General features: G+C 64.9%; 21 protein-coding genes. 11 read left to right on the top strand and 10 right to left on the bottom strand.

What is annotated here, in order from left to right:
• The first annotated feature begins 1 nt into the window (after nucleotide 1).
• The 7 genes from MJ602_RS02700 to MJ602_RS02730 all read left to right on the top strand — a co-directional run bounded on the left by MJ602_RS02700 (nucleotide 2) and on the right by MJ602_RS02730 (nucleotide 8,623).
• Nucleotides 2-1,222 (top strand): M20 aminoacylase family protein, encoded by a 1,221-nt coding sequence (locus tag MJ602_RS02700; RefSeq protein WP_243019304.1) that lies wholly within the window; start codon nucleotides 2-4, stop codon nucleotides 1,220-1,222.
• Between the two features lie 56 nt (nucleotides 1,223-1,278).
• Nucleotides 1,279-2,859, top strand: coding sequence for an ABC transporter substrate-binding protein (locus MJ602_RS02705; RefSeq protein WP_243019305.1), 1,581 nt, complete (start codon nucleotides 1,279-1,281; stop codon nucleotides 2,857-2,859).
• A 100-nt stretch (nucleotides 2,860-2,959) separates the two neighbouring features.
• Nucleotides 2,960-3,871, top strand: a complete 912-nt coding sequence (locus MJ602_RS02710; protein WP_243019306.1) for an ABC transporter permease — start codon at nucleotides 2,960-2,962, stop codon at nucleotides 3,869-3,871.
• 178 nt (nucleotides 3,872-4,049) lie between these two features.
• On the top strand, nucleotides 4,050-5,027 hold the full coding sequence (locus MJ602_RS02715) for an ABC transporter ATP-binding protein (RefSeq protein ID WP_243019307.1): 978 nt from the start codon (nucleotides 4,050-4,052) through the stop codon (nucleotides 5,025-5,027).
• Complete coding sequence (locus MJ602_RS02720; protein ID WP_162017351.1) at nucleotides 5,024-6,049, top strand: ABC transporter ATP-binding protein; 1,026 nt, start codon at nucleotides 5,024-5,026, stop codon at nucleotides 6,047-6,049. The genes MJ602_RS02715 and MJ602_RS02720 overlap by 4 nt, the downstream gene beginning before the upstream one ends.
• Before the next feature lie 102 nt (nucleotides 6,050-6,151).
• Nucleotides 6,152-8,056: a bifunctional metallophosphatase/5'-nucleotidase gene (locus MJ602_RS02725; protein ID WP_243019308.1), complete on the top strand. Its 1,905-nt coding sequence runs from the start codon at nucleotides 6,152-6,154 to the stop codon at nucleotides 8,054-8,056.
• 69 nt (nucleotides 8,057-8,125) lie between these two features.
• Nucleotides 8,126-8,623: a YbhB/YbcL family Raf kinase inhibitor-like protein gene (locus MJ602_RS02730; RefSeq protein ID WP_243019309.1), complete on the top strand. Its 498-nt coding sequence runs from the start codon at nucleotides 8,126-8,128 to the stop codon at nucleotides 8,621-8,623.
• A gap of 58 nt (nucleotides 8,624-8,681) precedes the next feature.
• On the opposite strand, the gene tyrS is transcribed toward MJ602_RS02730, so the two are convergent.
• Nucleotides 8,682-9,911 carry a tyrosine--tRNA ligase gene (gene tyrS / locus MJ602_RS02735; RefSeq protein WP_243019310.1) on the bottom strand — a complete coding sequence of 410 codons (1,230 nt, stop codon included), beginning with the start codon at nucleotides 9,909-9,911 and terminating at the stop codon, nucleotides 8,682-8,684.
• Nucleotides 9,912-10,100: 189 nt separating this feature from the next.
• Between tyrS and MJ602_RS02740 the strand changes: the two genes are divergently transcribed.
• On the top strand, nucleotides 10,101-11,462 hold the full coding sequence (locus MJ602_RS02740; RefSeq protein ID WP_243019311.1) for a M23 family metallopeptidase: 1,362 nt from the start codon (nucleotides 10,101-10,103) through the stop codon (nucleotides 11,460-11,462).
• Nucleotides 11,463-11,504: 42 nt separating this feature from the next.
• The gene (locus tag MJ602_RS02745; RefSeq protein ID WP_243019312.1) at nucleotides 11,505-12,614 is read left to right on the top strand and encodes an anhydro-N-acetylmuramic acid kinase; all 1,110 of its coding nucleotides are present in this window, start codon (nucleotides 11,505-11,507) and stop codon (nucleotides 12,612-12,614) included.
• A 31-nt stretch (nucleotides 12,615-12,645) separates the two neighbouring features.
• On the opposite strand, the gene erpA is transcribed toward MJ602_RS02745, so the two are convergent.
• The 6 genes from erpA to MJ602_RS02775 all read right to left on the bottom strand — a co-directional run bounded on the left by erpA (nucleotide 12,646) and on the right by MJ602_RS02775 (nucleotide 17,376).
• Complete coding sequence (gene erpA / locus MJ602_RS02750; protein ID WP_423246686.1) at nucleotides 12,646-12,978, bottom strand: iron-sulfur cluster insertion protein ErpA; 333 nt, start codon at nucleotides 12,976-12,978, stop codon at nucleotides 12,646-12,648.
• A 99-nt stretch (nucleotides 12,979-13,077) separates the two neighbouring features.
• A complete protein-coding gene (locus MJ602_RS02755) occupies nucleotides 13,078-13,476 on the bottom strand; it encodes a bactofilin family protein (protein ID WP_162017344.1) in 399 nt (132 codons plus the stop codon).
• A gap of 43 nt (nucleotides 13,477-13,519) precedes the next feature.
• A complete protein-coding gene (locus MJ602_RS02760) occupies nucleotides 13,520-14,257 on the bottom strand; it encodes a DUF6776 family protein (RefSeq protein WP_243019314.1) in 738 nt (245 codons plus the stop codon).
• Between the two features lie 126 nt (nucleotides 14,258-14,383).
• Nucleotides 14,384-14,776, bottom strand: coding sequence for a 30S ribosomal protein S9 (rpsI, locus tag MJ602_RS02765; protein WP_162017342.1), 393 nt, complete (start codon nucleotides 14,774-14,776; stop codon nucleotides 14,384-14,386).
• A gap of 11 nt (nucleotides 14,777-14,787) precedes the next feature.
• On the bottom strand, nucleotides 14,788-15,216 hold the full coding sequence (gene rplM / locus MJ602_RS02770; protein ID WP_162017341.1) for a 50S ribosomal protein L13: 429 nt from the start codon (nucleotides 15,214-15,216) through the stop codon (nucleotides 14,788-14,790).
• Nucleotides 15,217-15,444: 228 nt separating this feature from the next.
• Nucleotides 15,445-17,376 (bottom strand): serine/threonine protein kinase, encoded by a 1,932-nt coding sequence (locus tag MJ602_RS02775; protein ID WP_243019315.1) that lies wholly within the window; start codon nucleotides 17,374-17,376, stop codon nucleotides 15,445-15,447.
• Between the two features lie 241 nt (nucleotides 17,377-17,617).
• Between MJ602_RS02775 and MJ602_RS02780 the strand changes: the two genes are divergently transcribed.
• The gene (locus MJ602_RS02780) at nucleotides 17,618-18,490 is read left to right on the top strand and encodes a 23S rRNA (adenine(2030)-N(6))-methyltransferase RlmJ (protein ID WP_243019316.1); all 873 of its coding nucleotides are present in this window, start codon (nucleotides 17,618-17,620) and stop codon (nucleotides 18,488-18,490) included.
• A 15-nt stretch (nucleotides 18,491-18,505) separates the two neighbouring features.
• Here the strand turns inward: MJ602_RS02780 and MJ602_RS02785 are convergent, their stop codons facing one another.
• From MJ602_RS02785 to MJ602_RS02795, 3 genes are read right to left on the bottom strand one after another with little or no spacing between them, the layout of a single operon-like run.
• On the bottom strand, nucleotides 18,506-18,985 hold the full coding sequence (locus MJ602_RS02785) for a CreA family protein (RefSeq protein ID WP_243019317.1): 480 nt from the start codon (nucleotides 18,983-18,985) through the stop codon (nucleotides 18,506-18,508).
• Entirely contained in the window at nucleotides 18,982-21,561 is a 2,580-nt protein-coding gene (cphA, locus tag MJ602_RS02790) for a cyanophycin synthetase (protein ID WP_243019318.1), read from the bottom strand. The genes MJ602_RS02785 and cphA overlap by 4 nt, the downstream gene beginning before the upstream one ends.
• 38 nt (nucleotides 21,562-21,599) lie before the next feature.
• A complete protein-coding gene (locus MJ602_RS02795) occupies nucleotides 21,600-23,807 on the bottom strand; it encodes a cyanophycin synthetase (protein ID WP_243019319.1) in 2,208 nt (735 codons plus the stop codon).
• Between the two features lie 232 nt (nucleotides 23,808-24,039).
• On the opposite strand from MJ602_RS02795, the gene MJ602_RS02800 reads away from it, so the two are divergent.
• Nucleotides 24,040-26,343 carry a cyanophycin metabolism-associated ABC transporter gene (locus MJ602_RS02800; RefSeq protein WP_243019320.1) on the top strand — a complete coding sequence of 768 codons (2,304 nt, stop codon included), beginning with the start codon at nucleotides 24,040-24,042 and terminating at the stop codon, nucleotides 26,341-26,343.
• Nucleotides 26,344-26,351: the final 8 nt, after the last annotated feature.

Here is a 26,351-nt window from a genome sequence, read left to right on the forward strand (position 1 = left end):
GATGGCACAGCTGCGCCTGAAAGCTGGTGGCCGGGCCTTTGCGCACATCGCGCAGTTCCTTCCGGAACTCACGGCCTTGCGCCGCGACCTGCATGCCCATCCCGAGCTGGGCTTCGAGGAGCACTACACCAGCGCCCGCGTCAAGGAAGCGTTGCGCTTGTGTGGTGTCGATGAAATCCATGAAGGCTTGGGCTGTACCGGCGTGGTGGGCGTCATCCATGGCCAGACCCGCGCCAGTGGCGCCATGGTGGGCCTGCGTGCCGACATGGATGCGTTGCCCATCACCGAAGACAACGAGTTTCCCTGGAAATCCTGCAAGAGCGGGCTCATGCATGGTTGCGGGCACGACGGTCACACCGCCATGCTGGTGGGGGCCGCACGCTACCTGGCCGAGACCCGTCGTTTTGACGGCACGGCCGTGCTGGTCTTCCAGCCCGGCGAAGAGGGCTTCGGCGGTGCGCGCGTGATGATGGAAGACGGCCTGTTCGAGCGCTTTCCCGTGCAATCCATCTATGCGATGCACAACTGGCCGCAACTGCGCCCTGGCATGGTGGGCATCAACTCCGGCCCCATGATGGCGGCGGCCGATCGCATCACCATCGAGATCACCGGCCGCGGCGGCCACGGCGCACACGCCTACCAGACGGTGGACGTGGTGCTGGTGGCGGCGCACATCATCACGGCAGCGCAGAGCATTGTTTCGCGCAACGTGCGCCCCATCGAAAGCGCGGTGATCAGCCTGTGCGCCATCCACGCGGGCGACATGGGTGCCTTCAGCGTGCTGCCGGGCGCGGCGCGCATTGTGGGCACGGTGCGCACCTTTGATCCCCAGGTGCAGGAACTGGTGGAGAAGCGCCTCAAGGAAATGTGCAACGCCATCGCCCTGGGCTTTGGCGCCACGGCCACGGTGCATTACGAACGCATCTACCCGGCCACCATCAACACCGAGGCCGAGGCGCAGTTTGCGGGCGACGTCGCCGAGTTGCTGGTGGGCGCGGACCATGTGGTGCGCGACCTGGAGCCCAGCATGGGCGCAGAGGATTTTTCCTTCATGCTGCAGAGCAAGCCCGGCGCCTACCTGCGCATTGGCCAGGGCACGGGCGCCAGCGGCAGCGCGCTGCACAACAGCCGCTACGACTTCAACGACGACATCCTGCCGCTGGGCTCCGCCCTGCACGCCAGCCTGATCGAGCAGTCCATGCCCCTGCCGGCGGCGGCGTGACCACTGCGCGCAGCACACCCGATTCGACGCTTTCATCCACCACCAGGAGACATGCCATGAAGTTCAATAAGAAAATGGCTTACAGCGCCGTATTTACGGCGCTATGCGCTATGAATTTGGTAGCAAATGCGCAAACCGTCCGCATTGCCAACCAGGGGGATGCGCTGTCCATGGACCCGCATTCGCTCAACGAATCGCTGCAACTGAGCGTGACGGGCAACGTGTATGAGCCGCTGGTGGGCCGGGGCAAGGACCTGGGCCTGGCGCCTGCCCTGGCGACCAGTTGGAAGCAGACCGCACCGACGGTCTGGCGCTTCGAACTGCGCAAGGGCGTGCAGTTCCACGACGGCACGCCGTTCTCTGCCGACGATGTGGTGTTTTCGTTCGCGCGTGCTGCTGGTGACGGTTCGGACATGCGCAGCTACACCAACGACATCAAGGAAGTGCGCAAGGTGGGCGACCACGCCGTGGAGATCGAAACCAAGGCACCGTTTCCCATCCTGCCCGACGTGATTTCGCTCGTGTACATCATGAGCAAGAAATGGTGCGAGGCCAACAAGGCCGAGCGCCCGGTGGACCGGCGCAAGGGCATTGAGAACACCGCTTCGTTCAAGGCCAACGGCACCGGCCCGTTCCGCGTGCGCGAGCGCCAACCCAACGTGCGCACCGTGTTCACGCGCCATGGGGGGTACTGGGACAAGATCGAGGGCAACGCCGCCGAAGTCGTCTTCACCCCCATCGGCAACGATGCCACGCGCGTGGCCGCGCTGCTGTCGGGCGAGGTGGACGTGATGGAACCCGTGCCGGTGCAGGACATTGCCCGCGTCAATGCCAGCGGCAGCGTGCGTGCCGTCACCGGCCCCGAGCTGCGCACCATCTTCCTGGGCATGGACCAAAAGCGTGACGAACTGCTGTACTCCAACGTCAAGGGCAAGAACCCCTTCAAGGACAAGCGCGTGCGCCAGGCTTTCTACCAGGCCATCGACATCGACGGCATCAAGCGCGTGGTGATGCGCGGCGCGTCCAACCCCACTGCGCTGATGGTGGGGCCAGGCATCAACGGCTTCAGCACGGACCAGAACAAGCGCCTGCCCTACGACGTGGAAGCCGCCAAGAAGTTGCTGGCCGAGGCAGGCTACCCCAGTGGTTTTGAGGTGGCCCTCAACTGTCCGAACGACCGCTATGTGAACGACCGCCTCATCTGCGAGACGGTGGCCGCCAACCTCTCGCGCATTGGCGTCAAGATCAACCTGCAGGCCGAAACCAAGGGCACCTATTTCCCCAAGATCCTGCGCCGCGACACCAGTTTCTACATGCTGGGCTGGACCCCCGGCACCTACGACGCACACAACGCCCTCAATGCGCTGATGCGTTGCGTGGACGACAAGGGATCGGGCCAGTTCAACCTGGGGGCCTACTGCAACCCCAAGGTGGATGAGCTCACGCTCAAGATCCAGTCCGAGACCGACAAGGACAAGCGCAATGCCATGATCCGCGAGGCCTTCGACCTGCATTCGGCCGACATCGGCCACCTGCCCCTGCACCAGCAGGCCCTGGCCTGGGGGGTGAGCAACAAGGTCAAGCTGGTGCAACTGGCCGACAACTTCATGCCCTTCAAGTGGATGAGCGTGCAGTAAGCCGACGACCGTTTTCTTTCTTTCCCACTGATCCAAGACCGGAGGCAGCGCACCACCACCATCCCGGTGGTGCGTGGCCCTCGGACACTGATTTTCCACAATGAAAAACACCCTTGTCCGCTGGCTTGACAGCGATGTCGGCCACAGCTTCCGCACCTCGCCCATGGCGATCGTGGCGGCCCTGATCGCTTTCGTGTGTGTGTTCTGCTCCGTCTTTGCCGGCTGGGTGGCGCCCCACAACCCGTTTGATCTGGCCACCCTCAACCTCGGCGATGCGCGCCTGCCCCCCGCCTGGATGCCCGAAGGGCGCGGCACCTATCCCCTGGGCACGGATGACCAGGGCCGCGACATCCTCTCGGCGCTCATCTACGGCGCCCGCATCTCGCTGGTGGTGGGCGTAGCCTCGGTCGTGCTGTCGGTGGTGGTGGGCGTGTCGTTCGGGCTGCTGGCGGGTTTCAAGGGCGGCTGGATCGATGCCGTGCTCATGCGCCTGTGCGACGTGATGCTGTCGTTCCCGGCCATTCTGGTGGCGCTGCTGATCGCGGGCGTGGGCCGGGCGCTGTTTCCCAATGCGCACGAATCCCTGGCCTTTGGGGTGCTGATCCTGTCCATCTCGCTCACCGGCTGGGTGCAGTACGCCCGCACGGTGCGCGGCTCCACGCTGGTGGAGCGCAACAAGGAATACGTGCAGGCCGCGCGCGTCACCGGCGTGGCGCCGCTGCGCATCATGCGCAAGCATGTGCTGCCCAACGTGATGGGCCCGGTGCTGGTGCTGGCCACCATCCAGGTGGCCACGGCCATCATCACCGAGGCCACGCTGTCCTTCCTGGGCGTGGGTGCGCCGCCCACCTCGCCCTCGCTGGGCACCTTGATCCGCATCGGCAACGATTACCTGTTCTCGGGCGAATGGTGGATCACCGTCTTCCCCGGCGCCATGCTGGTGCTGATCGCGTTGTCCGTGAATCTGCTCGGCGACTGGCTGCGTGACGCTCTCAACCCCCGTCTGCGCTGAAAACATGGCGAACAACCCCCTGAGCGGCTGCGCCGCTTCCCCCTTCTCTGGCATCGCTGCGCGATGCGGAAGGGGGACGCCACCCGTGCGGCGGGGCGGCCCTTGCACGGTGGCCGCTGGCCTGGGCCATGCCCTTTCTATGGACTGCGTGCAGCGCACAGCACTGTGAATCACTGATATGTCTCTTCTAGAAGTCAAAAACCTCGTCGTCGAATTTCCAGGCCGTCGCGGCACCCTGCGGGCCCTGGACGACATCTCCTTCTCCATCGCTCCTGGCGAGATCCTGGGCGTGGTGGGCGAATCGGGTGCGGGCAAATCGCTCACCGGCGCGGCCATCATCGGCCTGCTGGAGCCGCCGGGCCGCGTGGCCTCGGGCCAGATCGTGCTCGAAGGCCAGCGCATCGACAACCTCGGCCATGAGCAGATGCGCCACATCCGCGGGCGGCATATCGGCGCCATCTTCCAGGACCCGCTGACCTCGCTCAACCCGCTGTACACCGTGGGGCGGCAGCTCACCGAAACCATCCTCACCCACCTGCCCGTCACCCCCGCTGAGGCACGCGAGCGGGCCATCCAGTTGCTGCGCGACACCGGTATTCCGGCGGCCGAGCAGCGCATCGATCACTACCCGCACCAGTTCTCCGGCGGCATGCGCCAGCGCGTGGTGATTGCGTTGGCCCTGGCGGCCGAGCCCAAGCTCATCGTCGCCGACGAGCCCACCACGGCGCTGGACGTGTCCATCCAGGCGCAGATCATCCAGTTGCTCAAGAACATCTGCAAATCGCGCGGCGCTGCGGTCATGCTCATCACGCACGACATGGGCGTGATCGCCGAGACCTGCGACCGCGTGGCCGTGCTGTACGCAGGCCGCATTGCCGAGATCGGCCCCGTGCACGAAGTCATCAACCACCCCGCCCATCCTTACACCGTGGGCCTCATGGCCTCCATCCCCGACATGGAGCAAGACCGCGAGCGCCTCAACCAGATCGACGGAGCCATGCCCCGCCTCAACGCCATCCCCAAGGGCTGCGCCTTCAATCCGCGCTGCACCCGCACCTTCGACCGCTGCCTGCAGGAGCGCCCCGACCTGATGGCCGCGGGTGCCACACGCGCTGCCTGCTGGCTGCACGCCGCACACAGCGAGGTGACCGCATGAGCGCCGCCGCCCTGAACACCGCCCCCCAGCCCCTGGTGCAGGCGCACGACCTGGCGCGCACCTTTGATGTGTCCGCCCCCTGGCTCAACCGCGTGCTCGAAGGCAAGCCGCGCACGCTGCTGCATGCCGTCGATGGCGTGAGCTTCGAGATCGAAAAGGGCAAGACCCTGGCCCTGGTGGGCGAGTCGGGCTGCGGCAAGAGCACCGTGGCGCGCCTGCTGGTGGGCTTGTACGAGCCCACGCGCGGTGGCCTCACCTTCGACGGGCAGGATGCACATGCCGCCTTCAAGGGCAACAACGCCAAGGCCATGCGCCGACGCATCCAGATGATCTTCCAGGACCCGTACGCCAGCCTCAACCCGCGCTGGTTGGTGGAAGACATCATTGGCGAACCCCTCAAGGAGCATGGCCTCATCACCGACAAGGCGCAGCTCAAGGCACGTGTGGGCGAGTTGCTGCAGTCCGTCGGCCTGTCGCCGCTGGACATGGCCAAGTACCCGCACCAGTTCTCGGGCGGCCAGCGCCAGCGCATCTCCATTGCCCGTGCCCTGGCCACCAAGCCCGAGTTCCTGGTGTGCGATGAGCCCACCAGCGCGCTGGACGTGTCGGTGCAGGCGCAGGTGCTCAACATCATGAAGGATCTGCAGCGCGAGCAGCAACTCACCTACCTGTTCATCAGCCACAACCTGGCCGTGGTGCGCCACGTGAGCGACCAGGTGGGCGTGATGTACCTGGGGCGCCTGGTGGAGCTGGCCGACAAGCACACCCTGTTCGACAACCCGCGCCACCCCTACACGCGCATGTTGCTCGACGCCATCCCCAAGATGCATGACACCGGCAAGGCGCGCACCCCCGTACAGGGTGAAGTGCCCAACCCGCTGAACCCGCCACCGGGCTGCGCCTTCAACCCGCGCTGCCCGCATGTCAACGAGCGCTGCCGCACCGAGCGGCCCCAGCTCCTCACCCTGGGCGGTATTCGCATTGCTTGCCACGCGGTGGAGGAAGGGCGACTGCCGGTGTGAGGCGGCGCTGCAAAGTCCCCTGCATATCGCCGTAACATCGCAGGCAAGGATCCACCGCGCCGACATGCGGGCGCTGCATGGGCGGTGGATGGGAGTGTGGCTATGCCTGGATTCTGGAAAAACCGTTTTCGTACCGTTGCGTGGGCTCTGCTGGTGGCGGGTTTGCTGTCGTCCTGTGCCGGTCTGCGGGAGGGCGCACGGCCCTACACGCTGACCCTGCTGCACATCAACGACCACCACTCGCACCTGGAGCCCCAGCCCAGGACCTTGCAACTGGATGCGGGGACGGGTGCGCCGGTGGCTGTGGCGGTCGATGCCGCCGGTTTTGCGCGCGTGGCGGCCGCATTCGAGTCGCTGGCCCAGGCAGCCGGTTCCCAGGTGCTCAAGCTCCATGCGGGGGATGCGCTGACGGGCACGCTCTACTTCAACCGCGCAGGCGCTGCAGGTGCGGCGGATGCCGCGCTGATGAACACGGTGTGCTTCGATGCGTTCACTCTGGGTAACCACGAGTTCGACAAAGGCGACGCAGGGCTCAAGGGCTTTCTTGATGTGCTGCGCCAAGGGCCATGCAAGACCCCCGCGTTGAGTGCCAATGTGCACTTTGGTGCTGGCTCGGCGCTGCATCCCTCCAGGGCGCCGGGTGCGGTGCAGCCGTCCGTGGTGCTGGAGCGGGGAGGGCAGCCCATCGGCCTGGTGGGCCTGACGGTGGCGCAGAAAACCAAGGCTTCCTCCAGCCCTGATCCAGACACCACGTTCGAGGACGAGGCCATTGCGGCGCAGCGTGAGATCGACCGCTTGCACGCGCAGGGTGTGAACAAGATCGTGCTGATGAGCCACATCGGCTACGGCAACGACCAGCGGCTGGCGGGCAGGCTGCGTGGCGTGGATGTGATTGTGGGCGGCGATTCGCACACGCTGCTGGGGCCGCAGCAGCTCCAGACCCTGGGCGTGGGCTCACCGGCGGGGCCTTACCCCACGCGCAGCAAGGACAGGGATGGCAAGACCGTCTGCATCGTCCAGGCCTGGGAGTATGCGCAGGTGGTGGGTGAACTCCGGGTGCAGTTCGATGCGCAGGGCGAGGTGCAGGCATGCGAAGGGCGTCCGCATGTCCTCATCGGTGAGCACTTCACCATCGCCGGCAAGACCCCTTCGGACGAAGAGAACAAGGCGCTGCGGGCCCGTGTGGAAGCCAGCGGCGTGCTGCATGCCACGGCGCCGCAAGCGGCTGCGGCGGCCATGCTCCAGCCCTACCAGGAGCGGGTGGCACGTTTCAACCAGACCGTGGTGGCCACGGCGCCAGCCGAGCTGTGCATGCGCCGTGTGCCTGGTGCCGAGGCTGCGGCGGGCGATCACAGCCAATCCAGCGTGGCATGCAATGCGCAGCCCAGGGTCAACGCGCATGGCGGCGATATTCAGCAATTGGTGGCGCAGGCCTATCTGGAAGTGGCGCAGGCCAGGTACGGCGGCGCAGACGTCGCGCTGCAAAGCGCGGGTGGCGTGCGCGGGGCGCTGCAAGGGCAGGTCACGGCATCCGACGTGATGCAGGTACTGCCTTTTGGCAACATGCTGCACCGCCTGGATATCACCGGCGACGAGGTGCATGCCATGCTGGAAGATGGCCTGGAGGCCGTCTATGGGCCGGGCGGCTCCACCGGCCCCTATCCCTACACCGCCGGGTTGCGCTTTGATGTGGACGCCACGGCGGCCCGGGGCCAGCGCGTCAGCCGCATCGAGGTGCGTGACGCGCGCACAGGCCAATGGGCTCCCCTGGACAGGGCCAGAACCTACCGCATGTTCGCCCTGAGCTTCAATGCACGCGGGGGTGACGGCTACAAGACCCTGGCCGCAGTGCCCGCTGCGCGGCGGCTTGATGTGGGCGTGCTCGATGCCGATGTGTTCCTGAGCTACATCGAAGCCCAGCCCAAGGACGCGGCCAGCGGACTGCCCTTGCTCCAGCCGCTGGATCCAGCGTTCTACAGCACACGCAGTTTCAAGGGCCCGAACTGAGCCATCCAGGTCTGGCCGCACAGGGTGCGAGGCGGCATACTTGCCGGGGTCAAACCACAGGAGGCACGCATGAGCACTTTCACCCTCACCAGTCCCGACATTCCCAGCGGCGGCACGGTGCCGCAGCACTTCGAGTTCGATGGCTTTGGCTGCTCGGGGCGCAACGAATCGCCCGCACTGCAATGGAGCGGCGCACCCGAGGGCTCCAAGAGCTTTGCACTGACCGTGTACGACCCCGATGCGCCCACAGGCTCGGGGTGGTGGCATTGGTTTGTGGTGGACTTGCCGGCCGATACGACGGCGCTGGCACCGAATGCAGGCGCCAAGGGCGGTGCGCAACTGCCGCAGGGCGCGCGCCAGATCCGCAACGACTACGGTGCCATGGCCTGGGGCGGCATGTGCCCGCCACCGGGCGACAAGCCACACCGCTATATCTTCACCGTGCACGCGCTCTCGGTGCCGCGACTGGACATTCCCGACGATGCCACGGCCGCGCTCGCGGGCTTCATGGTCAATGCCCACAGCCTGGCCAAGGCCAGCTTCACGGCCACCTATGGCCGGGCGTGAATGCTATTAAAAATATAGCTACTCGCGCTTGAATGGCAAGCCTTGAAGGCCAAAAAGACTACGAAATGGACACCCGCGCGAACTTGCGCTTGCCTACCTGCACCACGTAGCTGCCTGCGTCCAGCTTCAGACCCTTGTCGCTGAGCACCGCGCCATCGACGCGCACGCCGCCACCGTCGATCAGGCGGTTGGCCTCGCTGCTCGAGGGGGCCAGGTGGGCCTGCTTGAGCAGCGCGCCGATGCCCAGCGGCGCGCCCGAAAGCGCCACCTCGGGAATGTCGTCAGGAATGCCACCCTTGCTGCGGTTGATGAAATCCTGCTCCGCCGCGTCGGCCGCAGCGGCGTTGTGGAAGCGCGCCGTGATCTCCTTGGCGAGCATCACCTTGGCATCCTTGGGGTTGCGCCCGCCGGCGATCTCGGCCTTGAGCGCGGCGATCTCGGCCAGGCTCTTGAAGGACAGCAGCGTGTACCAGTCCCACATCAGGTCGTCCGAGATCGACAGCACCTTGGCGAACATGGTGTTGGCGTCCTCGGTGATGCCGATGTAGTTGTTCTTGGACTTGGACATCTTGTCCACGCCGTCCAGCCCCACCAGCAGCGGCATGGTCAGAATGCACTGTGGCTCCTGGCCATATTCCTGCTGCAGATGGCGGCCCATGAGCAGGTTGAACTTCTGGTCCGTGCCGCCCAGCTCCAGGTCGCTCTTGAGCGCTACCGAGTCGTAGCCCTGCATCAGCGGGTACAGAAATTCGTGCACGCTGATCGACTGGCCTGCATTGAAGCGCTTGTGGAAGTCATCGCGCTCCATCATGCGCGCCACGGTGTACTTGGCGGCCAGCTGGATCATGCCGGTGGCGCCCAGGGGCTCGCTCCATTCGCTGTTGTAGCGGATCTCGGTCCGGGCCGGGTCCAGCACCAGGCTGGCCTGGCGGTAGTAGGTTTCGGCGTTGACCTTGATCTGCTCGGGCGTGAGCGGCGGGCGCGTGCTGTTGCGCCCCGAGGGGTCGCCGATCAGGGTGGTGAAGTCGCCGATCAGGAAGATCACCTGGTGCCCCAGGTCCTGCAGTTGGCGCATCTTGTTGAGCACTACCGTGTGGCCGATGTGGATGTCGGGGGCCGTCGGGTCCAGGCCCAGCTTGATGCGCAGCGGTTGGCCCGTGGTTTCGGAGCGCTGGAGTTTCTTCACCCATTCGTCACGGGGCAGCAGTTCCTCCACGCCGCGCAGCGAGACTTCAAGCGCCCGGGCCACGCCCTCGGACAGTGGTGTGTTTTCAGCAGATGAATTCATAGGGTTTTCTAGGGTGTGCTCTCAAAGCGCTTCGCTATACTTGCGCGCACATTGCAGGAGTGGGGATTTTACGTGCCCGCCCAGCGCCGCCTGCCGGCGCTGCCTGCCGCCTGACATTCTTTGGCGCGCCCGCGCTACCCGGCACCGCCGGTAGCGCGTGGGCTGCCTTGCAGACCTGGGGATCGACTTTTGACACACGGCCTGACCACCGCACGCACCGCCTTGCTGGAGCGAATTGCCCAAGGCATTCAAAAACACCCCCGTCGTATCACCGCTTTTGTTGCAGCCGTCCTGTTGACGGGCGGCGGTGGCGCGTTTGCCGTCGCCTCGCTGGGGCCGGACCCTGCCGACCTGCCAGTGCGTCTGGTGGAGCTGCCAGTGGAATCCCTGGCCTCGGGGGTGGCGCTCGCGGATTTGACCGATACCGGCGGCTTCTCTCTCTACCGTTCGGAACAGGTGCGCAGCACGGATACGGCCGAATCACTCTTGCAGCGCATGGGTGTGGCCGATCCGCTGGCCGCGGCCTTTCTGCGCCGTGACACGCTGGTGCAGCGCAATCTGCTGGGTCGCACTGGACGCCTGGTGTCTGCCGAAACCAGCGACGACCACAGCCTGCAGCGCCTGACGGCGCGTTGGGCCCATGACGACAGCGGCAACTTCAAGCGCCTGGTGGTCGAGAAGACCGACAAGGGTTTTGTTTCGCGCATCGAGACGGCGCCGCTGACGGCCTCCACGCGCTTGGCGGGGGGCGTCATCCACAGCTCGCTGTTTGCCGCGACGGATGCGTCCAACATCCCTGATGGCGTGGCCGTGCAACTGGCCGAGTTGTTCTCGGCCGACATCGACTTCCGACGTGCCCTGCGCAAGGGCGACCGTTTCTCGGTCGTGTACGAAACCCTGGTGGCCGATGGCGAGCCCCTGCGCTCCGGCCGTGTGCTCAGCGCAGAATTCGTCAACAACGGCAAAACCCACCAGGCTCTGTGGTTCCAGGAGCCCGGCTCGGACAAAGGCGCCTATTACACGCTCGACGGTCAGAGCAAGCGCCGCGCCTACCTGGCCTCGCCGCTGGAGTTTTCCCGGGTAACCAGCGGCTTTGCCATGCGCTTTCACCCCATTCTGCAAAAGTGGCGTGCCCACCTGGGGACCGATTTTGCGGCTCCGACAGGCACCCCGGTGCGCACCGTGGGTGACGGTGTGGTGGACTTTGCTGGGGTTCAAAATGGCTTTGGCAACGTGGTCTATGTCAAGCACCGCAACCAGCATGTCACCGTGTATGCGCACCTGAACCGCATCGACGTGAAGAAGGGCCAGTCTGTCTCTCAGGGGCAGAACATCGGTACGGTGGGCGCCACGGGGTGGGCGACCGGGCCGCACCTGCACTTCGAATTCCGCGTCGCTGGCCAGCACCAGGACCCGATGGTCATCGCCCGCCAGAGCGAGGCCGCCGCACCGGTGTCTGCCGCCGCACGTCCAGCCTTCGACCGCCTGGCCAGCACCATGCGCATCGAGCTGTCTTCGGCCGCGCTCATCGAGCAGGCCAGCGCAGAGTAAGCACCTCTGGCGCGCCTGGGCCGCTGAGGTGCCACCAAAACCATGTCCGATCTGTATATCGGCCTGATGTCCGGCACCTCGCTGGACGGCGTGGATGCCGTACTGGCCGACTTTTCCGGGCCGCGCTGCCAGGTGCTGCGACACCACGCCCTGGGTTTTGACCCTGACCTGCGCAGTGAGCTGCTGGCACTCAACACCAGCGGAGCCGACGAACTGCACCGCGCCGCGCTGGCCGCCAATGCGCTGGCGCGCTGCTATGCGCAGGCGGTGCAGGCCCTGCTGCAGGCTGCCGATATCCCCGCCAGCGCGGTGCAGGCCATCGGAGCGCATGGACAGACCGTGCGCCACCGCCCTGGCGCCTTTGACGGTACGGGTTACACCCTGCAGCTCAACAATCCGGCGCTGCTGGCCGAATGCACGGGCATCCGCGTGGTCGCCGACCTGCGCAGCCGCGATGTCGCCGCCGGCGGCCAGGGCGCGCCACTGGTGCCTGCCTTTCACCAGTTCCAGTTTGGGCAACCGGGCCAGGATGCCTTGGTGCTGAACATCGGTGGCATCGCCAACCTGAGCGTGCTGCGTGCCGACGGCAGCGTGCTGGGCTTTGACTGCGGCCCTGGCAATGCGCTGATGGACCATTGGTGCCAGCAGCATCGCGGCGAGCCCTTTGACCGCGACGGCGCCTGGGCGGCCAGTGGTCAGGTGCTGCCTGCGTTGCTGCAACAGATGCAGGCTGAGCCCTACCTGCACCAAAGCCCGCCCAAAAGCACCGGACGCGACCTGTTCAACCCTTCGTGGCTGGAGCAACACCTGCGCCACTGCCCATCCGCGTCTGCGGCCGATGTGCAGGCGACATTGCTCGAATTGACCGCCAGCGCTTGTGCAGAAAGCGCGATGCGCTATCAAAATAATAGCATTTTGCTCGCTGTGTGTGGCGGTGGGGCTTTCAATGGCCGCCTGATGGCACGCCTGCAGGCTCTGTTGCCGAACCTGCGTGTGCAGCCTACCGACACGCTGGGCCTGCCCGTGCAGCAGGTGGAGGCCGCCGCCTTTGCCTGGCTGGCGCGCCAGTGCCTTCTGGGCCTGCCCGGCAACCTGCCCAGCGCAACGGGCGCCCAAGGCGCCCGTGTGCTCGGGGCGATCTACCCCGCTTGATGCCACCAGCGCTGCTGGCGGGTGTGGATTTTCAGGTCGAGAAGCTGGAGCCGCAGCCGCAGGTGGACGATGCGCCAGGGTTCTTGATCACGAACTGGGCGCCCTGCAGGTCTTCCTTGTAGTCGATTTCGGCGCCCACCAGGTACTGGTAGCTCATGGCGTCAATCAGCAGAGACACGCCGTTCTTGGTCATCACCGTATCGTCCTCGTTGACGATCTCATCGAAAGTGAAGCCGTATTGAAAACCCGAACAGCCGCCGCCCTGCACGAAGACGCGCAGTTTGAGATCGGGGTTGCCTTCTTCAGCGATGAGATCGGCCACTTTGGCGGCCGCGCTCTCGGTGAAGAGGATGGGGTCGGGCATGACTTCTTCGGGGGTATCTTGGACTGCGGCACTCATGGCGGGGCTCCGGGATAGGACTTTGGGGCGCAATGCTACTGCAAAGCGCGCAATTGTTCACCCTCAAGGGTTGTTTGCCGCCAGCTTCAATGTGGGCTTTTCTTCCACCACGGCATCGGCTGGAAACATCTTTCCGCAGATGGTGGCGCCTTGGTGCATTTCCAGGGTTTTGTAGTAAACATCCCCGGCAATGCGCGCTTTGGGCTGAAGTTCCAGCATGGTGCCGGCATGTACCGGGCCATGGATCTGGCCGTTGACGATGACATGGTCGGCATGCACCGCGCCTTCCACCTTGGCGGTGGCCGAGATCACCAGCAGGCCCGGCGTGCCTTGGCCCACGCGCACGTCGCCGACCACTTCGCCATCGATGCGCAAGCCATCGGTAAACAGCACATTGCCTTCAATGCGGCTGCCTTCTGCGATCAGGCTTTTGATGGGAGGTTGTTTGTTGCGGGAAAACATGTTCAATACTCCAATGGCGGGCTGGACGCTGCGCCGGAGCGCGCTAACTGGCAGGGCTTGCCGCAGTGTCTTCCAGCGCAAGTGTCTGGGTGGCCCGTGCTGTGCCACCTTCCAGCACGCGGACGGTGACGGTTTTTACCACGGTATGGGGGGGGAGGTCGATCATGCCCTCCAAGCGCCGGTATTGGCGCAGCTGCAGTGCCTGGCCTTGGCCTGGGAATGTGCGGGTCCAAGGCTGGCCTTCGCGTGTGCCGGTCAGCACCAACTCCACCTGCCCCTTGAATTCTGGAGCATTCTTGAGGGTGCGCATCACGAGTGCTTGCCATCGCAGATGCACTCCTGCAATGACTTCAGCCTGAAGGCCTCTGATGGCGACGCCGTTGGTGTCGGCGCCAGCCGGGATGAGTTTTTCAAACAGGCCCAGGTCTTCGCGCAGCGAACGGTTTTCTGCCTCGGCCTGGCGCAATCTTGCGGTGAGTTGCTCCAGGGCGGTCCTTTCGGCCAGCAAGAGGCTTCCCGAGGTGTCCACAAGGGCCTGATGCCGTTGGGACTCGTCCTGCAGGCGCTGCACCTCGGCGCGCAGATGCTTGAGTTCTTCTCGGCTTCCTGCATCCAGCCCGGCAATGGAGCGCCCAAACTCAAAAGCCCACAGCGCCAATGCTGCGGAGAACCCCAGCATCAGCGCCAGCAGGAGCCAGCGCAAAGGCCAAGGCAGCGCACTGCGCACGGCCATCCGGGGGGCGCTGACGGTCAAGCGGCGTCGCAGCAGACGAAAACGCATGGGATCGGTCTCCTTGGCGATCGAAGGCCCGGACTATACCCTCTGGGGTAAGTGCGCCCAAAAAACAAAACCGCCAGCGGTTTGCACCGTGGCGGTTTTGCAGGGAAGGCTTGCGGTCGCAGCGGATCAGCGCTTGGAGAACTGCTTTGCGCGGCGGGCGCCACGCAGACCGACCTTCTTGCGCTCGACTTCGCGCGCATCGCGCGTCACGAAACCGGCTTGGCTCAGCGCGGGCTTGAGCGAGGCGTCGTAGTCGATCAGCGCACGGGTGATGCCGTGGCGGGTGGCACCGGCCTGGCCGGATTCACCGCCGCCATTGACGTTGACCTGCACATCGAAGGCTTCGAGGTTGTTGGTCAGCGCCAGGGGTTGCTTGGCGATCATGATCGAGGTTTCACGGCCGAAATAGGACTGGATGTCCTTGCCGTTGATCGTGATCTTGCCAGAGCCTTTTTTCAGAAACACGCGGGCGACGCTGGATTTGCGACGGCCGGTGCCATTGTTCCAATCACCAATCATCTCAAGGCTCCTTACAGTTCCAGCACTTTGGGCTGTTGGGCGGTGTGGGGATGCTCTGCACCACCGTACACCTTGAGTTTCTTGATCATGGCGTAACCCAGCGGGCCCTTGGGCAGCATGCCCTTGACGGCCTTTTCCAGCGCGCGGCCGGGGTGCTTGGCTTGCATGTCGCGGAAGTTCGTGGCCGTGATACCGCCGGGGTAACCCGAGTGACGGTAGTACACCTTGTCGAGCGACTTGGTGCCGGTGACCTTGAGCTTGGATGCGTTGATGATGACGATGAAGTCACCGGTATCGACGTGAGGCGTGTAAATGGCTTTGTGTTTGCCGCGCAGACGGAGGGCAACTTCGCTGGCTACCCGACCGAGCACCTTGTCGGTGGCGTCAATCACAAACCACTCGTGCACCACCTCAGCGGGTTTTGCGCTGAATGTAGACATGAGAGTTCTCTTTCGAGGGTTTGACCGGCCAAAAAAATAGGGGCCGGTGTCCTGCGGGCTCTTTTCCACGGTCGGTGTTTCTCTCAGGCGGAAACCTCTTAGGTGGTACTTGGGCGCGCCAGTGTATGGCAAACCCACTTCGCCGCGGAGCACCAGTTCGCTGCGAAGCCTGCCATTATACAAAACTCGCCTCATCAACACCAGGGGTGCCGCAAGGGGCGAAAACCCTCAATTGGCAAGCTGGCGATTCTCCAGTGGCTCCATCTGGCGACGGAACTCCACGCAGGCAGGCAAGGCGGCATTGCCGGGTTTGCGGCATTGTTCGCGCAGGCACATGCTGCGGGTGAAGAACGACTCTCCTTCGCACAGCCGCACCGGAGGGACGGGTTTGGGTGGTGGAGGCGCGGGTGCTGGTTCGGGCGCGGGCGGTGGGGGCGGTGCGGGCTCGGGTGTCGGGGGTGGCGCGGCTGCTGCAGCAGCAGCCTTGCGGCGTTGCGTCACACGCGAGGCTGCACGGGGGTCAGAGGCCGCTACAAAGGCAGGAGCTGGATCAGACGCCACCTCCGACGCCGAAGCAGCGCCCACCGTATCGGAGGCTGCTTCAGAGCCAGCAGGCGCCACCGCTGTTGCAGTGGCATCCGAGGCAGGCATTGATGCTGGTGCGGATGCCGGCTCGGCGAGTTCAGTGATGATGTCGTCCTTGGGTGGTGGCGCCTTGGCGGCCACATGGCTGCGCCATCCGTAGGCGCCACCCGCCATCACGACGAGTGCTGCCACGCCGATGGCCCACCAAGCCACACCTGCACCCGTAGCGGGCTTTCGTGCAGCCGTCTTGGGTGCGCCTTTGTGCAGAGGGGTGGGGCGCGATGGTCGCTCACGCTCGGATTCCAGTCCGTAACGCGTGGTGCCCGGAGGCATCGGCGGCTGGGCCGCCTCCACCGCGTCAAGGAGGGAACTGTCGGCCACGTCTTCCATGAGTACGGTGTCGCCGGCGTCCAGCGCCACGGTGTCCTGCGCGTCCAGCATGGCCGGAGCGGGTGGAGTGGGTTCAGCAGCAGGTGTCGGGACAGGCGCAGGCGGAATCGGCTTGTGGAGCTTGCCCATGACTTCGGACGTCAAGTCCACGGTAGGCACCACAATGCCCGGCCCCGGCTGGTCGGTCGGCTCGACCCAAAGGTCGCCGAGCTCGGCACGGAAGTCAAACAACTCCAGCCCGGCAGGCGCCGTGGTCATTTCCATCAATTGCAGGAACTCGTCAATGCTCTGCGGTCGGTCTTGGGGCTGCAAGGACAAGGCCTTGGTGATCGCATCGACAAACGCTGGGGAATACTCTTGTCCGAACTGTTTGCGTACTGTCTTGGCGACTCGGGCAAAGGGCACCATACGGTCACGGATGGCGCGCAGCGTGGACGGCAGGGGCGTATCGTTGCAAAGGCAGCCGTGCACCACTGCCGCAAGGGAGTACAGGTCGCTCCATGGTCCCTGCACCAGCTCGAGGTCGCCTTCGGAATACTGCTCGATCGGTGCGTAGTTGACCTTGAGCACGGCCGTATGCTTGCGGTCCCGGTCGTTGATGGCATGGCGTGCAGCACCCAGATCCAGCAACACAGGCGGGCCAAAGTCCTGCAAGAAAATGTTGTCGGGAGAAATGTCGCGATGCAGCGTCTGACCGCCGTGCAGCACGCGCAGCGCTCCCAGCACACACCAAAGTACCTTGCGCAGCCAGGCCTCTGGGGGGGGCGTTCGCATTTGGGCGCGCGCTTGCTTGAACGTCATGCCGCTGTACAAGGGCATGACCATGTAGGCCGTATGGTTGGCTTCCCAGAAGCGGAATACCTTGACCAAGGAGGGGTGGTCGAATTGGGCCAGCAACCGCGCTTCACCCACAAAAGACTTCAGGCCTGCGTGGAAAGCAGGCTGGTCCGCAGGCGAGCGCGGTACCAGAGCGCCATCGCCACCGCGGGTGGCCAGCGCTGCAGGCATGAATTCCTTGATGGCCACGGCCCGGTGCAGGGAATGGTCGAATGCCTTGTACACCATGCCAAAGCCACCCACCCCCAGGAGAGCCAGGATTTCAAACTCTCCCAGGCGCGTGCCCACTGGCAAGGCATCGACATGCATTGCCGTTGGGGAGGGGTGCTCGGTAACGAGGTCGGTCATGGTGAGAAATCCATAGAGCCAAAGCTGCGGCGACAGCCTACGCAGGTTGGAGCTACAAGAAAGCAGGGGCCATCATCGCCGCTGTGCGCAGCCCCACCGACAACAAAACGTATCTGGTGGGAAAAAACACACGCTGCCTGCCGACTTTTTCCACGATTGTGCCCGCTGTGCAGGCCCGCACAACCCGGTCTAGCACCGTGCTGCGCATCCACATGGGGGATGCGGGGGTTACCATTGACGTATGTTCAGTTACCGCCACGCCTTCCATGCCGGCAACCATGCCGACGTGCTCAAGCACTCCGTGCTGATTGCCACCCTGCAGCACCTCATCGCGAAGGACACGGCCCTGATGGTGCTGGATACCCACGCCGGTGCCGGTCTATACAGGCTGGATGGTGACTATGCGCGCACCAGTGCCGAAGCCGAGGAAGGGGTTCTCAAACTGGCCGCGGCAGCCAGTGCACCCTCTGCCGCGCCGCTTCCCTCGCTTTTGCAGAATTACTTGGAACTGGTGCGGGGTTTCAATCAGGGGGCGCAAATCAGGGTTTACCCTGGTTCTCCATTCATCCTGCAGCATCTGTTGCGCGAACGCGACAAACTGAAGTTGTTCGAGCTGCACCCGACCGATCTGCGTGCGCTGGCAGGCAATGTGGCGCAACTGAATGCAGGGCGCCAGGTGGCAGTGCTGCAGGAGGATGGATTTGAAGGGGTGCGCCGCTTTCTGCCGCCACCTTCGCGCCGGGCGCTGCTTCTGTGTGATCCCAGCTATGAACTCAAGAGCGACTACGCCCGTGTGCCCGACATGCTGCAGGATGCCCTCAAGCGCTTTGCCACGGGAACCTACGCCGTGTGGTACCCCATCATTCCGCGCCCTGAGGCGCACGACCTGCCCCGGCGGTTGAAATCGGTCGCCAGCAAAGCCGGGAAGAACTGGTTGCATGCGTCCCTGACGGTGAAATCAGGGGGGGGTGAGCGTCCCGGTCTTGCTGCGAGCGGCATGTGCGTCATCAATCCGCCGCACACTTTGCACGCAGCGTTGCGCGAGGCGCTTCCGTGCATGGTGGATTTGATGGGGCAGGATCGCAACGCCACGCATACCCTTGAAGCGGGCTGATGGTGCAGCCTTGGCTCAAGGTCTGATGGGAATTGGCAGGCTGCGCTCCACGGGCACCGCCGTGACGCTGTTCTGCGGCGAGCCGTCGATCAGTTTTTCGGAGTAGGTCAGGTACACCAGCACATTGCGCTGCGTGTCCACCATGCGCACGATGCGCAGGCGCTTGAACAGGATGGACATGCGTTCGCTGAACACTTCTTCCTGCTTCTTGAGCGGCTCGGGGATGCTGATGGGGCCTACCTGCCGACAGGCAATGGAGGCCTCGGCGCGGTCTTCTGCCAGACCCAGTGTGCCCTTGATGCCACCTTTGCGAGCACGCGAAACGTAGCAGGTCACGCCCTGCACGGCCGGGTCGTCGTAGGCCTCCACCAGAATGTCGTGATCCCGCCCAATCCACTGGAAGGCGGTGTCCACTGCTCCAATCTTTTCTCCCGAGGCTGCCTGAGCAGCCAGGGCCAGCACCAAGGCGGGCAGGGCGAGCGCACTGCGTCTCATGCGCTCAACCGCGGTTCTGCGCAGCGCTGCGCGAGGTGGGCCAGGGCCTCTTCCACCTGATCGACCAGCACCAGGCACAGGTCGCCCGGTTGCAGGCGAGCCAGTGCGGTGTCGATGGCCAGGAACTCGCCTCGGATTTCTTCCACATGCTGCGTGCGTGTGGCGCCTGCCAGTCCTTCGCGCAGCAGTCCGATGACCTCGCCATCTGCGCGGCCGCGCTGGGCGGCGTCCTGGTAAAGGATCACGTCGTCGAAGGCGGCACCCAGGATCACGGTTTGCACGCGGATGTCCTCGTCGCGGCGGTCGCCAGCGCCGCTGATGACCACACTGCGGCGCTTGCCGGGCAGGGCATTCACGGCCTGTACCAAGGCGCGCATGGCGTCGGGGTTGTGGCCGTAATCGGCAATCACGGTGGCACCGTGGTAATCCATCAGGTTGAAGCGGCCAGGTGCGTTGTCGCTGTCGTTGACAAAGCCCGAGAGGCCCCGGCGAATGGTCTGCCAGGGCAGGCCAGCGCCCCAGGCCGCAGCCACCGCAGCCATGACGTTTTCGACCTGGAACAGGATCTTGCCCCCCCGCGTGATGGGCACATCGCGCAGGTGGATGGTTTCACGCCAGGAGCCTTCGGCTGCCACGATGGAGTCACCATCGACATACACGGTGCGGTGCCCCTGGGCCCGGTGCGTGACCATGACCGGGTGCAACCGGTCGCTGGCAAAGTAGATGGCCTTGCCAGGGCACACACTGGCCATGGCGGCGACGATGGGATCCATGGCGTTGAGCACGGCGTAGCCCGTGGGGGCTACGTTTTGCACGATCACGCGCTTGAGCACCGCCAGGTCTTCCACTGTGGTGATGAAGTTCAGGCCCAAGTGATCGCCTTCGCCGATGTTGGTGACTACGGCCACCTGGCAACGGTCAAAGCCCAGGCCTTCGCGCAGGATGCCGCCACGCGCGGTCTCGAACACCGCTGCATCCACCTCGGGGTGCAGCAGTACGTTGCGTGCGCTCTTGGGGCCGCTGCAATCGCCGCTGTCGATTTGGCGGCCGTTCACATACACACCGTCGGTGTTGGTCATGCCCACGCGCAGGCCCTGGGCCGAGAACAGGTGGGCGATCAGACGCGCCGTGGTGGTCTTGCCGTTGGTGCCGGTGACGGCCACCACGGGAATGCGGCCGTCCTGGCCGTGGGCGTAAAGACGATCGACGATGGCCTGGCCGATGGCGCGCGGTTTGCCGTAGCTGGGCGCCAGGTGCATGCGCAGGCCGGGGGCGGCGTTCACCTCGACAAAGCCACCGCCCTGCTCTTCGAGCGGGCGCAGCACGGTTTCGGCCACCATGTCCACGCCGCAGATGTGCAGGCCCACCATCTGGGCCGCAGCCACGGCGCGTGCGGCGACTTCAGGGTGTACGTCATCGGTCACGTCAGTGGCAGTGCCGCCGGTGGAGAGGTTGGCGTTGTTGCGCAGTACCACGCGCTGGCCCTTCTCGGGCACCGAATCGGGTGTGAGGTTTTGCAACGCCAGGCGCGAGATGGCGATATCGTCGAGGCGGATTTTGGTCAGTGCCGTGCCGTGGCCCTCACCCCGACGCGGGTCTTGGTTGACGATGTCCACCAGCTCGCGCACGGTGCGCTCACCGTCGCCCAGCACCTGGGGTGGTTCACGGCGGGCGGCGGCCACGAGCTGGTCACCCACCACGAGCAGGCGAAAATCCTGCCCGGGCAGGAAGCGCTCGACCATCACGGTGCCATAGTCGGCGGCGTTTTTGTAGGCCTCTTCGAGTTGCGCGCGGTCGGTGATGTTGACCGTGACGCCCTTGCCCTGGTTGCCGTCCTGGGGCTTGACGACCACAGGCAGGCCGACCTTCTGGGCCACGGCCCAGGCCTCGTCCACCGTTTCGACCGGCTGGCCCAGCGGTACGGGCACACCGGCGGCGTGCAGCAGACGCTTGGTCAGGTCCTTGTCCTGGCCGATGGATTCGGCCACGGCACTGGTGGAATCGATTTCGGCCGCCTGGATGCGCCGCTGCTTGGAGCCCCAACCCAACTGCACCAGACTGCCTTGGGTGAGTCGGCGGTAGGGGATGCCCCGATCCACGGCGGCCTGGACGATAGCCCCCGTGCTGGGGCCCAGGCGCACGTCTTCGTCCAGATCACGCAGGTGGGAAATGGCGGCTTCGGTGTTGAAGGAGGTGCCATCGAGGGCCGCCTGCACCAATTGCCGGGCGTACTGGAAGGCCTCGCGGCCCACTTCTTCCTCGGTGTATTCCACGACGACCAAAAACACTCCTGCATCCACGGTGGGCGTGGTGCGCGCGAAACTCACCGGGCAACCGGCCTGAGCCTGCAGCGCCAGCGCGGCCGCTTGCAACACATGGGCGAGCGAGAGATCGGTCTCGCCGCCCTGGGGCTGCAGTACGCCAATGGCGGGAAACAGCGCGCGCAGGCGAGCCTCGAAGCCGTCGATGCGCGACATGGTGCATTCCTGCGCGTTGCAGGAAACGACGGCCTCAATGGCCAGGTGGCGGCTCCAGAGATTGGGCCCACGCAAGGCCCTGATGCGGGTGACATCCATGGGGATATTTCCTTTTTTTCTGCCAAAGCGTCGGCGGTCTACGCAGCCTGGGCGGCAGCTTGATCGGGTTCAAAGGTCTTGATGCCCGCAACGATGAGGTCCGGGGCAATGTCCAGCGCCCAAGCGGCAGCTATGGCGGCCAGCAGGGCGTCGGTATCGGGTGGCGTGGCGCTGCGGCCAAAGCACAGTGCGCTCAAAGGGGCGATGGCTTGCTCGTTGCCACCGGTGGCCAGCACGACACGTCCGCCCTTGATGAACACGGCGCGGCCCTGGTCCTGGATCCGGTGCTGGGCAATTGCATCGAGTCCGCCGTCCTGCGCGTACAGCACCACGGCGCCATCGCACAACGGGGCCAGCTCGGCCACCTGGGCATGGGCTGCATGCAGTACCGCCGCGCCGCTGGGTAGCACCACGTCGACCTGGGTGCGCAGGACCTTGGTCATCTGGGGCTGCTCGTGCACGTCGAATTCGGCCAGGCCCTCTGCGCCCAGCATGTCGGTGACCACGCCGACCTGGCAGCGGTCGTAGGCCAGACCGTCGCGCAGGATCACGCGGGCGTCGTTTTCGATGACGGCGGCCTGCACCATCTTGTTCATCAGCAGACGATACGCGGGCTCCCAATGCGCGCTGTCGGTGGATTCGACGCGGCGGCGGTCCAGGAACAGGCCTTCGCGGCACGCCAGCCCGGTGTGCTTTCCGCTCAGGTGCAGCAACCAAGCCACCAGGCGAGCAATCAAGGTGGTGTTCTGTGTACCCGCCACCCCCACCACGGGGATGCGCCCGGCGGGTTGGTCCGCGTCGTCGTGTTCTTCGGCAGGGAACAGGTGTTCCACGATGGCCTGCCCCACGGGGCGGGGCGCACCCACGGCGGGCTTGAGGTGCATCAGCAGGCCGGGGCCGGCGTTCACCTCCACGATGGCACCGCCCTGCGCCTGCAGGGGCTTGCTGATGTCCTGCGCCACCAGGTCGATGCCAGCAATGTCCAGTCCCACCACCTTGGCCGCCAAGGCCGCCATGTGGGCTACTTCGGGGTGCACCTCATCGGTGCAGTCCACGGCCATGTTGCCGTTGCGCTGCACCACCACCACGCGGCCGGCTGCAGGCACCGACTGGGCATCCAGATCCTGGCGCTTGAGTTCCAGCTGCACCTTGGAGTCGGTGGCCACGTCGATGATTTCCAGGGGGTATTCCTCCTCGTAGCCGCGGCGTGGGTCCGAGTTGAGCTGGGTTTCAATCAGTTCGGTGACCGTGGAATGGCCGTTGCCGGTGATGCAGACCAGCTCACCCCGCGCGGCGGCCACCAGCTTGCCGTCCACCACCAGCAGGCGGTGTTCGTCACCGGGGATGTAGCGCTCGACCATCACGTCGCTGCCCTCGGGGTAGGCCACGTGGTAGGCGGCCTCGATGTCTTCCTGTTTGCGCAGATCCAGACTCACGCCCCGGCCATGGTTGCCGTCCGAGGGTTTGACGACCACGGGCAGGCCGATGTCCTGCGCGGCCTCCCAGGCTTCGGCGGGACTATTGACGATCTGGCCCTCGGGAATGGGAACCCCGCAGGATTTGAGCAGGCTCTTGGTCAGATCCTTGTCCGAGGCAATGCCCTCGGCGATGGCGCTGGTGCGCTCCGTCTCTGCGGTCCAGATGCGGCGCTGGGCGGCTCCATAGCCCAGTTGCACCAGGTTGCCGTCGTTCAACCGGATGTGCGGAATGCCCCGGTCGGTGGCGGCGGTGACGATGCAGGCCGTGCTGGGGCCCAGGTAGCGTTCATCCACCTCGGTACGCACGCGTGCCACGGCGGCCGGTACGTCGAAAGGCTCATTGTTGATGGCGGCCATGATCAGGCGGTGGCCCTGTGCCAGCGCCACGCGGGCCACTTGCTCGTCGCGTGCGCGAAACACCATGCGATACACGCCGCGTGTCGAGGTGCTGCGCGTCTGGCCAAAGCCAGTGGGCATGCCGGCGAGGTTCAGCAGCTCAATGACGATGTGCTCCAGCACATGACCGCACCAGGTGCCCTCTTGCAGCCGTTGCAGAAAGCCTCCGCGCTCACCCACGCCGCAGTGGTGCTCGATCAGCGCAGGCAGCCATGCGGTCAGGCGCTCATTGAAACCGGGGATCTGATGGGAAGGGTGGTCTTCGAGCGCGCCGAGGTCCAGCCAGACTTCGAGCACCGGACGGTAAGTCCACAGGTTGGGGCCGCGCAGGTAGTTGATGCGCAGTAGTTGGATGTCGTTGAATTTCGCCATGGGGTGCAAGGGTGGTTTGCCGGACGAGAGAATTTCAGACCCAGGGTAGGGTGATTTCAGGATTGTGCGTCAGATTGCCATGGTTACAGGCATGTCAGCCACGGCAGGGGGTGGGGCGTTAAGTCGAGATGCCCGGACAGCCTTGCTGCCGTGTAGGGGTACTTCGGAGAGAATTCCCATATCGCTGGGCGCTCACACAGGCAGGGCCCGGGGGTGCAATTACAAGACCACAATGCAACATCACCATCCATTGGATACATCGGGTGTTTTTCAGGGCCCCTTTGGGGCGGGTTTGCGGGCGATGCTCGCTTCCGACGAGAACGTGCGGGCGGCGCTGGCGGTTGACCTTGACGGTGCGCTGCGCTTTGGTGAGGGGGTGATCGTGGTGACAACCCGTCGCCTGCTGGCTCTGGCTCCCGGACAGAACGATTGGCAGACCTGGGATATTGCTCCGCACCTTGTGCTGCGCATGGGAGACCACGCTGGGGTAGGCACTCTGGAGCTGCACGACGCTCAGCAGCGCCTGGCGTTGTGGCGATTCACGCTGGGGGCGCAGGCCCAGGCACTGCTGCTGATTCAGCGCTTCGAGCAGGTGGCCCAGAGCGCCGCAGGTGCGCAGAATGCAGTGCCGGAAGAAGCACGCTGCCCCGTCTGCAACGCCGAACTGCCCCCCGACAGCGAAGAATGCCCCGCTTGTGCGCGTGCGCAGGCCCCGCAGCCCTCCACCTGGGTGCTGCTGCGCCTGTGGCGGTTCGCGCACCCCTACCGTGGGCAACTGGCGGCGGGCTTTGCGCTCACACTGGCCTCCACGGCGGCAACGCTGGTGCCGCCGTACCTGACGATTCCGCTGATGGACGAGATCCTGATCCCGTTCCAGAACGGCCAGAAGATCGACCCCATGCTGGTGCTGCTGTACCTGTCCGGGTTGCTGGCTTCTGCACTCGTGGCCTGGGGGCTGGGCTGGGCGCGCACCTACATCCTGGCGCTGGTGTCCGAGCGCATTGGCGCTGATCTGCGCACCACCACCTATGAGCACCTGTTGCGCCTGTCGCTGGACTACTTTGGCGGCAAGCGCACTGGCGACCTCATGGCGCGCATTGGCTCGGAGACCGACCGCATCAACGTGTTCCTCTCCCTGCACGCGCTCGACTTTCTGACCGACGTGCTCATGATCGTGATGACAGCGGTCATCCTGTTTTCCATCAACCCCGCGCTGGCGCTGGTTACGCTGGTGCCGCTGCCGTTCATCGGCTGGCTGATCCACACCGTGCGCGACCGCCTGCGCACCGGCTTTGAGAAGATCGACCGGGTCTGGAGCGAGGTGACCAACGTGCTGGCCGACACCATTCCGGGTATCCGTGTGGTCAAGGCCTTCGCGCAGGAGAGCCGGGAGGCACAGCGCTTTCGCGATGCCAATCAGCACAACCTGGAGGTGAACGACAAGCTCAACCGCACCTGGTCGCTGTTTTCGCCCACGGTGTCCCTGCTTACCGAAATGGGACTGCTGGTGGTCTGGGCCTTTGGCATTTGGCTGGTCTCGCGCAGTGAGATCACGGTCGGTGTGCTTACGGCCTTTATTGCCTATATCGGGCGTTTTTATGGGCGGCTCGATTCGATGAGCCGCATTGTCTCGGTCACGCAGAAAGCGGCGGCCGGGGCCAAGCGCATCTTTGACATCCTGGACCATGTCAGCAACGTGCCCGACCCGGCACAGCCCGTGAAGCTGGCCCAGGTGCAGGGCGCCATTGCCATGCGCGGCGTGGGCTTTCGCTACGGCAGTCGTGCGGTCATTCGCAATTTGGATCTGGACATCCGCCCCGGCGAGATGATCGGCTTGGTGGGGCACAGCGGATCGGGCAAGAGCACACTGGTCAACTTGATCTGCCGCTTCTACGACGTGAGCGAAGGTTCGATCCAGGTTGATGGCGTCGATTTGCGCCGCTTTGCCGTGGCCGACTACCGGCGCCACATCGGGCTGGTGCTGCAGGAGCCCTTCCTGTTCTTTGGCACGATTGCCGAGAACATAGCCTACGGCAAGCCCGACGCCACGCGCGAAGAAATCATTGCCGCAGCGCGTGCAGCGCATGCGCACGAGTTCATCCTGCGCCTGCCGCATGGCTACGACTCGCTGGTGGGCGAGCGCGGCCAGGGCCTCTCGGGCGGCGAGCGCCAGCGCATCAGCATTGCCAGGGCGCTGCTGATCGACCCGCGCATCCTCATTCTGGACGAGGCTACCTCGGCCGTGGACACCGAGACCGAAAAGGAAATCCAGAAAGCGCTGGACAACCTAGTACAGGGCCGCACCACCATTGCCATTGCGCACCGCCTGTCCACTCTGCGCAAGGCCGATCGCCTGGTGGTGATGGATCGCGGAGAGGTCGTCGAGGTGGGCCCGCACGACGCACTCATGGAGCAGCAAGGTGCCTACTGGCGGTTGTACCAGGCCCAGGTCCGCCGCGCCGAAGAAGACGCGCAGGCTGCTGGCGTGGTCATCGACAGCAGCTTGCAGCACAGCGCTCACCCGGCCGGGCAATGAAAGAGCAC

Origin of the sequence: Simplicispira sedimenti, assembly GCF_022760965.1 — a bacterium.
Classification (GTDB): domain Bacteria; phylum Pseudomonadota; class Gammaproteobacteria; order Burkholderiales; family Burkholderiaceae_C; genus Simplicispira; species Simplicispira sedimenti.

What these genes read in the sequence shown, in the direction of transcription:
- MJ602_RS02700 (WP_243019304.1), top strand. Translation starts at nt 2, where the DNA reads ATGGCACAGCTGCGCCTGAAAGCTGGTGGCCGGGCCTTTGCGCACATC.
- MJ602_RS02705 (WP_243019305.1), top strand. Translation starts at nt 1,279, where the DNA reads ATGAAGTTCAATAAGAAAATGGCTTACAGCGCCGTATTTACGGCGCTA.
- MJ602_RS02710 (WP_243019306.1), top strand. Translation starts at nt 2,960, where the DNA reads ATGAAAAACACCCTTGTCCGCTGGCTTGACAGCGATGTCGGCCACAGC.
- MJ602_RS02715 (WP_243019307.1), top strand. Translation starts at nt 4,050, where the DNA reads ATGTCTCTTCTAGAAGTCAAAAACCTCGTCGTCGAATTTCCAGGCCGT.
- MJ602_RS02720 (WP_162017351.1), top strand. Translation starts at nt 5,024, where the DNA reads ATGAGCGCCGCCGCCCTGAACACCGCCCCCCAGCCCCTGGTGCAGGCG.
- MJ602_RS02725 (WP_243019308.1), top strand. Translation starts at nt 6,152, where the DNA reads ATGCCTGGATTCTGGAAAAACCGTTTTCGTACCGTTGCGTGGGCTCTG.
- MJ602_RS02730 (WP_243019309.1), top strand. Translation starts at nt 8,126, where the DNA reads ATGAGCACTTTCACCCTCACCAGTCCCGACATTCCCAGCGGCGGCACG.
- tyrS (WP_243019310.1), bottom strand. Translation starts at nt 9,911, where the DNA reads ATGAATTCATCTGCTGAAAACACACCACTGTCCGAGGGCGTGGCCCGG.
- MJ602_RS02745 (WP_243019312.1), top strand. Translation starts at nt 11,505, where the DNA reads ATGTCCGATCTGTATATCGGCCTGATGTCCGGCACCTCGCTGGACGGC.
- erpA (WP_423246686.1), bottom strand. Translation starts at nt 12,978, where the DNA reads ATGCCCGACCCCATCCTCTTCACCGAGAGCGCGGCCGCCAAAGTGGCC.
- MJ602_RS02755 (WP_162017344.1), bottom strand. Translation starts at nt 13,476, where the DNA reads ATGTTTTCCCGCAACAAACAACCTCCCATCAAAAGCCTGATCGCAGAA.
- MJ602_RS02760 (WP_243019314.1), bottom strand. Translation starts at nt 14,257, where the DNA reads ATGCGTTTTCGTCTGCTGCGACGCCGCTTGACCGTCAGCGCCCCCCGG.
- rpsI (WP_162017342.1), bottom strand. Translation starts at nt 14,776, where the DNA reads ATGATTGGTGATTGGAACAATGGCACCGGCCGTCGCAAATCCAGCGTC.
- rplM (WP_162017341.1), bottom strand. Translation starts at nt 15,216, where the DNA reads ATGTCTACATTCAGCGCAAAACCCGCTGAGGTGGTGCACGAGTGGTTT.
- MJ602_RS02775 (WP_243019315.1), bottom strand. Translation starts at nt 17,376, where the DNA reads ATGACCGACCTCGTTACCGAGCACCCCTCCCCAACGGCAATGCATGTC.
- MJ602_RS02780 (WP_243019316.1), top strand. Translation starts at nt 17,618, where the DNA reads ATGTTCAGTTACCGCCACGCCTTCCATGCCGGCAACCATGCCGACGTG.
- MJ602_RS02785 (WP_243019317.1), bottom strand. Translation starts at nt 18,985, where the DNA reads ATGAGACGCAGTGCGCTCGCCCTGCCCGCCTTGGTGCTGGCCCTGGCT.
- cphA (WP_243019318.1), bottom strand. Translation starts at nt 21,561, where the DNA reads ATGGATGTCACCCGCATCAGGGCCTTGCGTGGGCCCAATCTCTGGAGC.
- MJ602_RS02795 (WP_243019319.1), bottom strand. Translation starts at nt 23,807, where the DNA reads ATGGCGAAATTCAACGACATCCAACTACTGCGCATCAACTACCTGCGC.
- MJ602_RS02800 (WP_243019320.1), top strand. Translation starts at nt 24,040, where the DNA reads ATGCAACATCACCATCCATTGGATACATCGGGTGTTTTTCAGGGCCCC.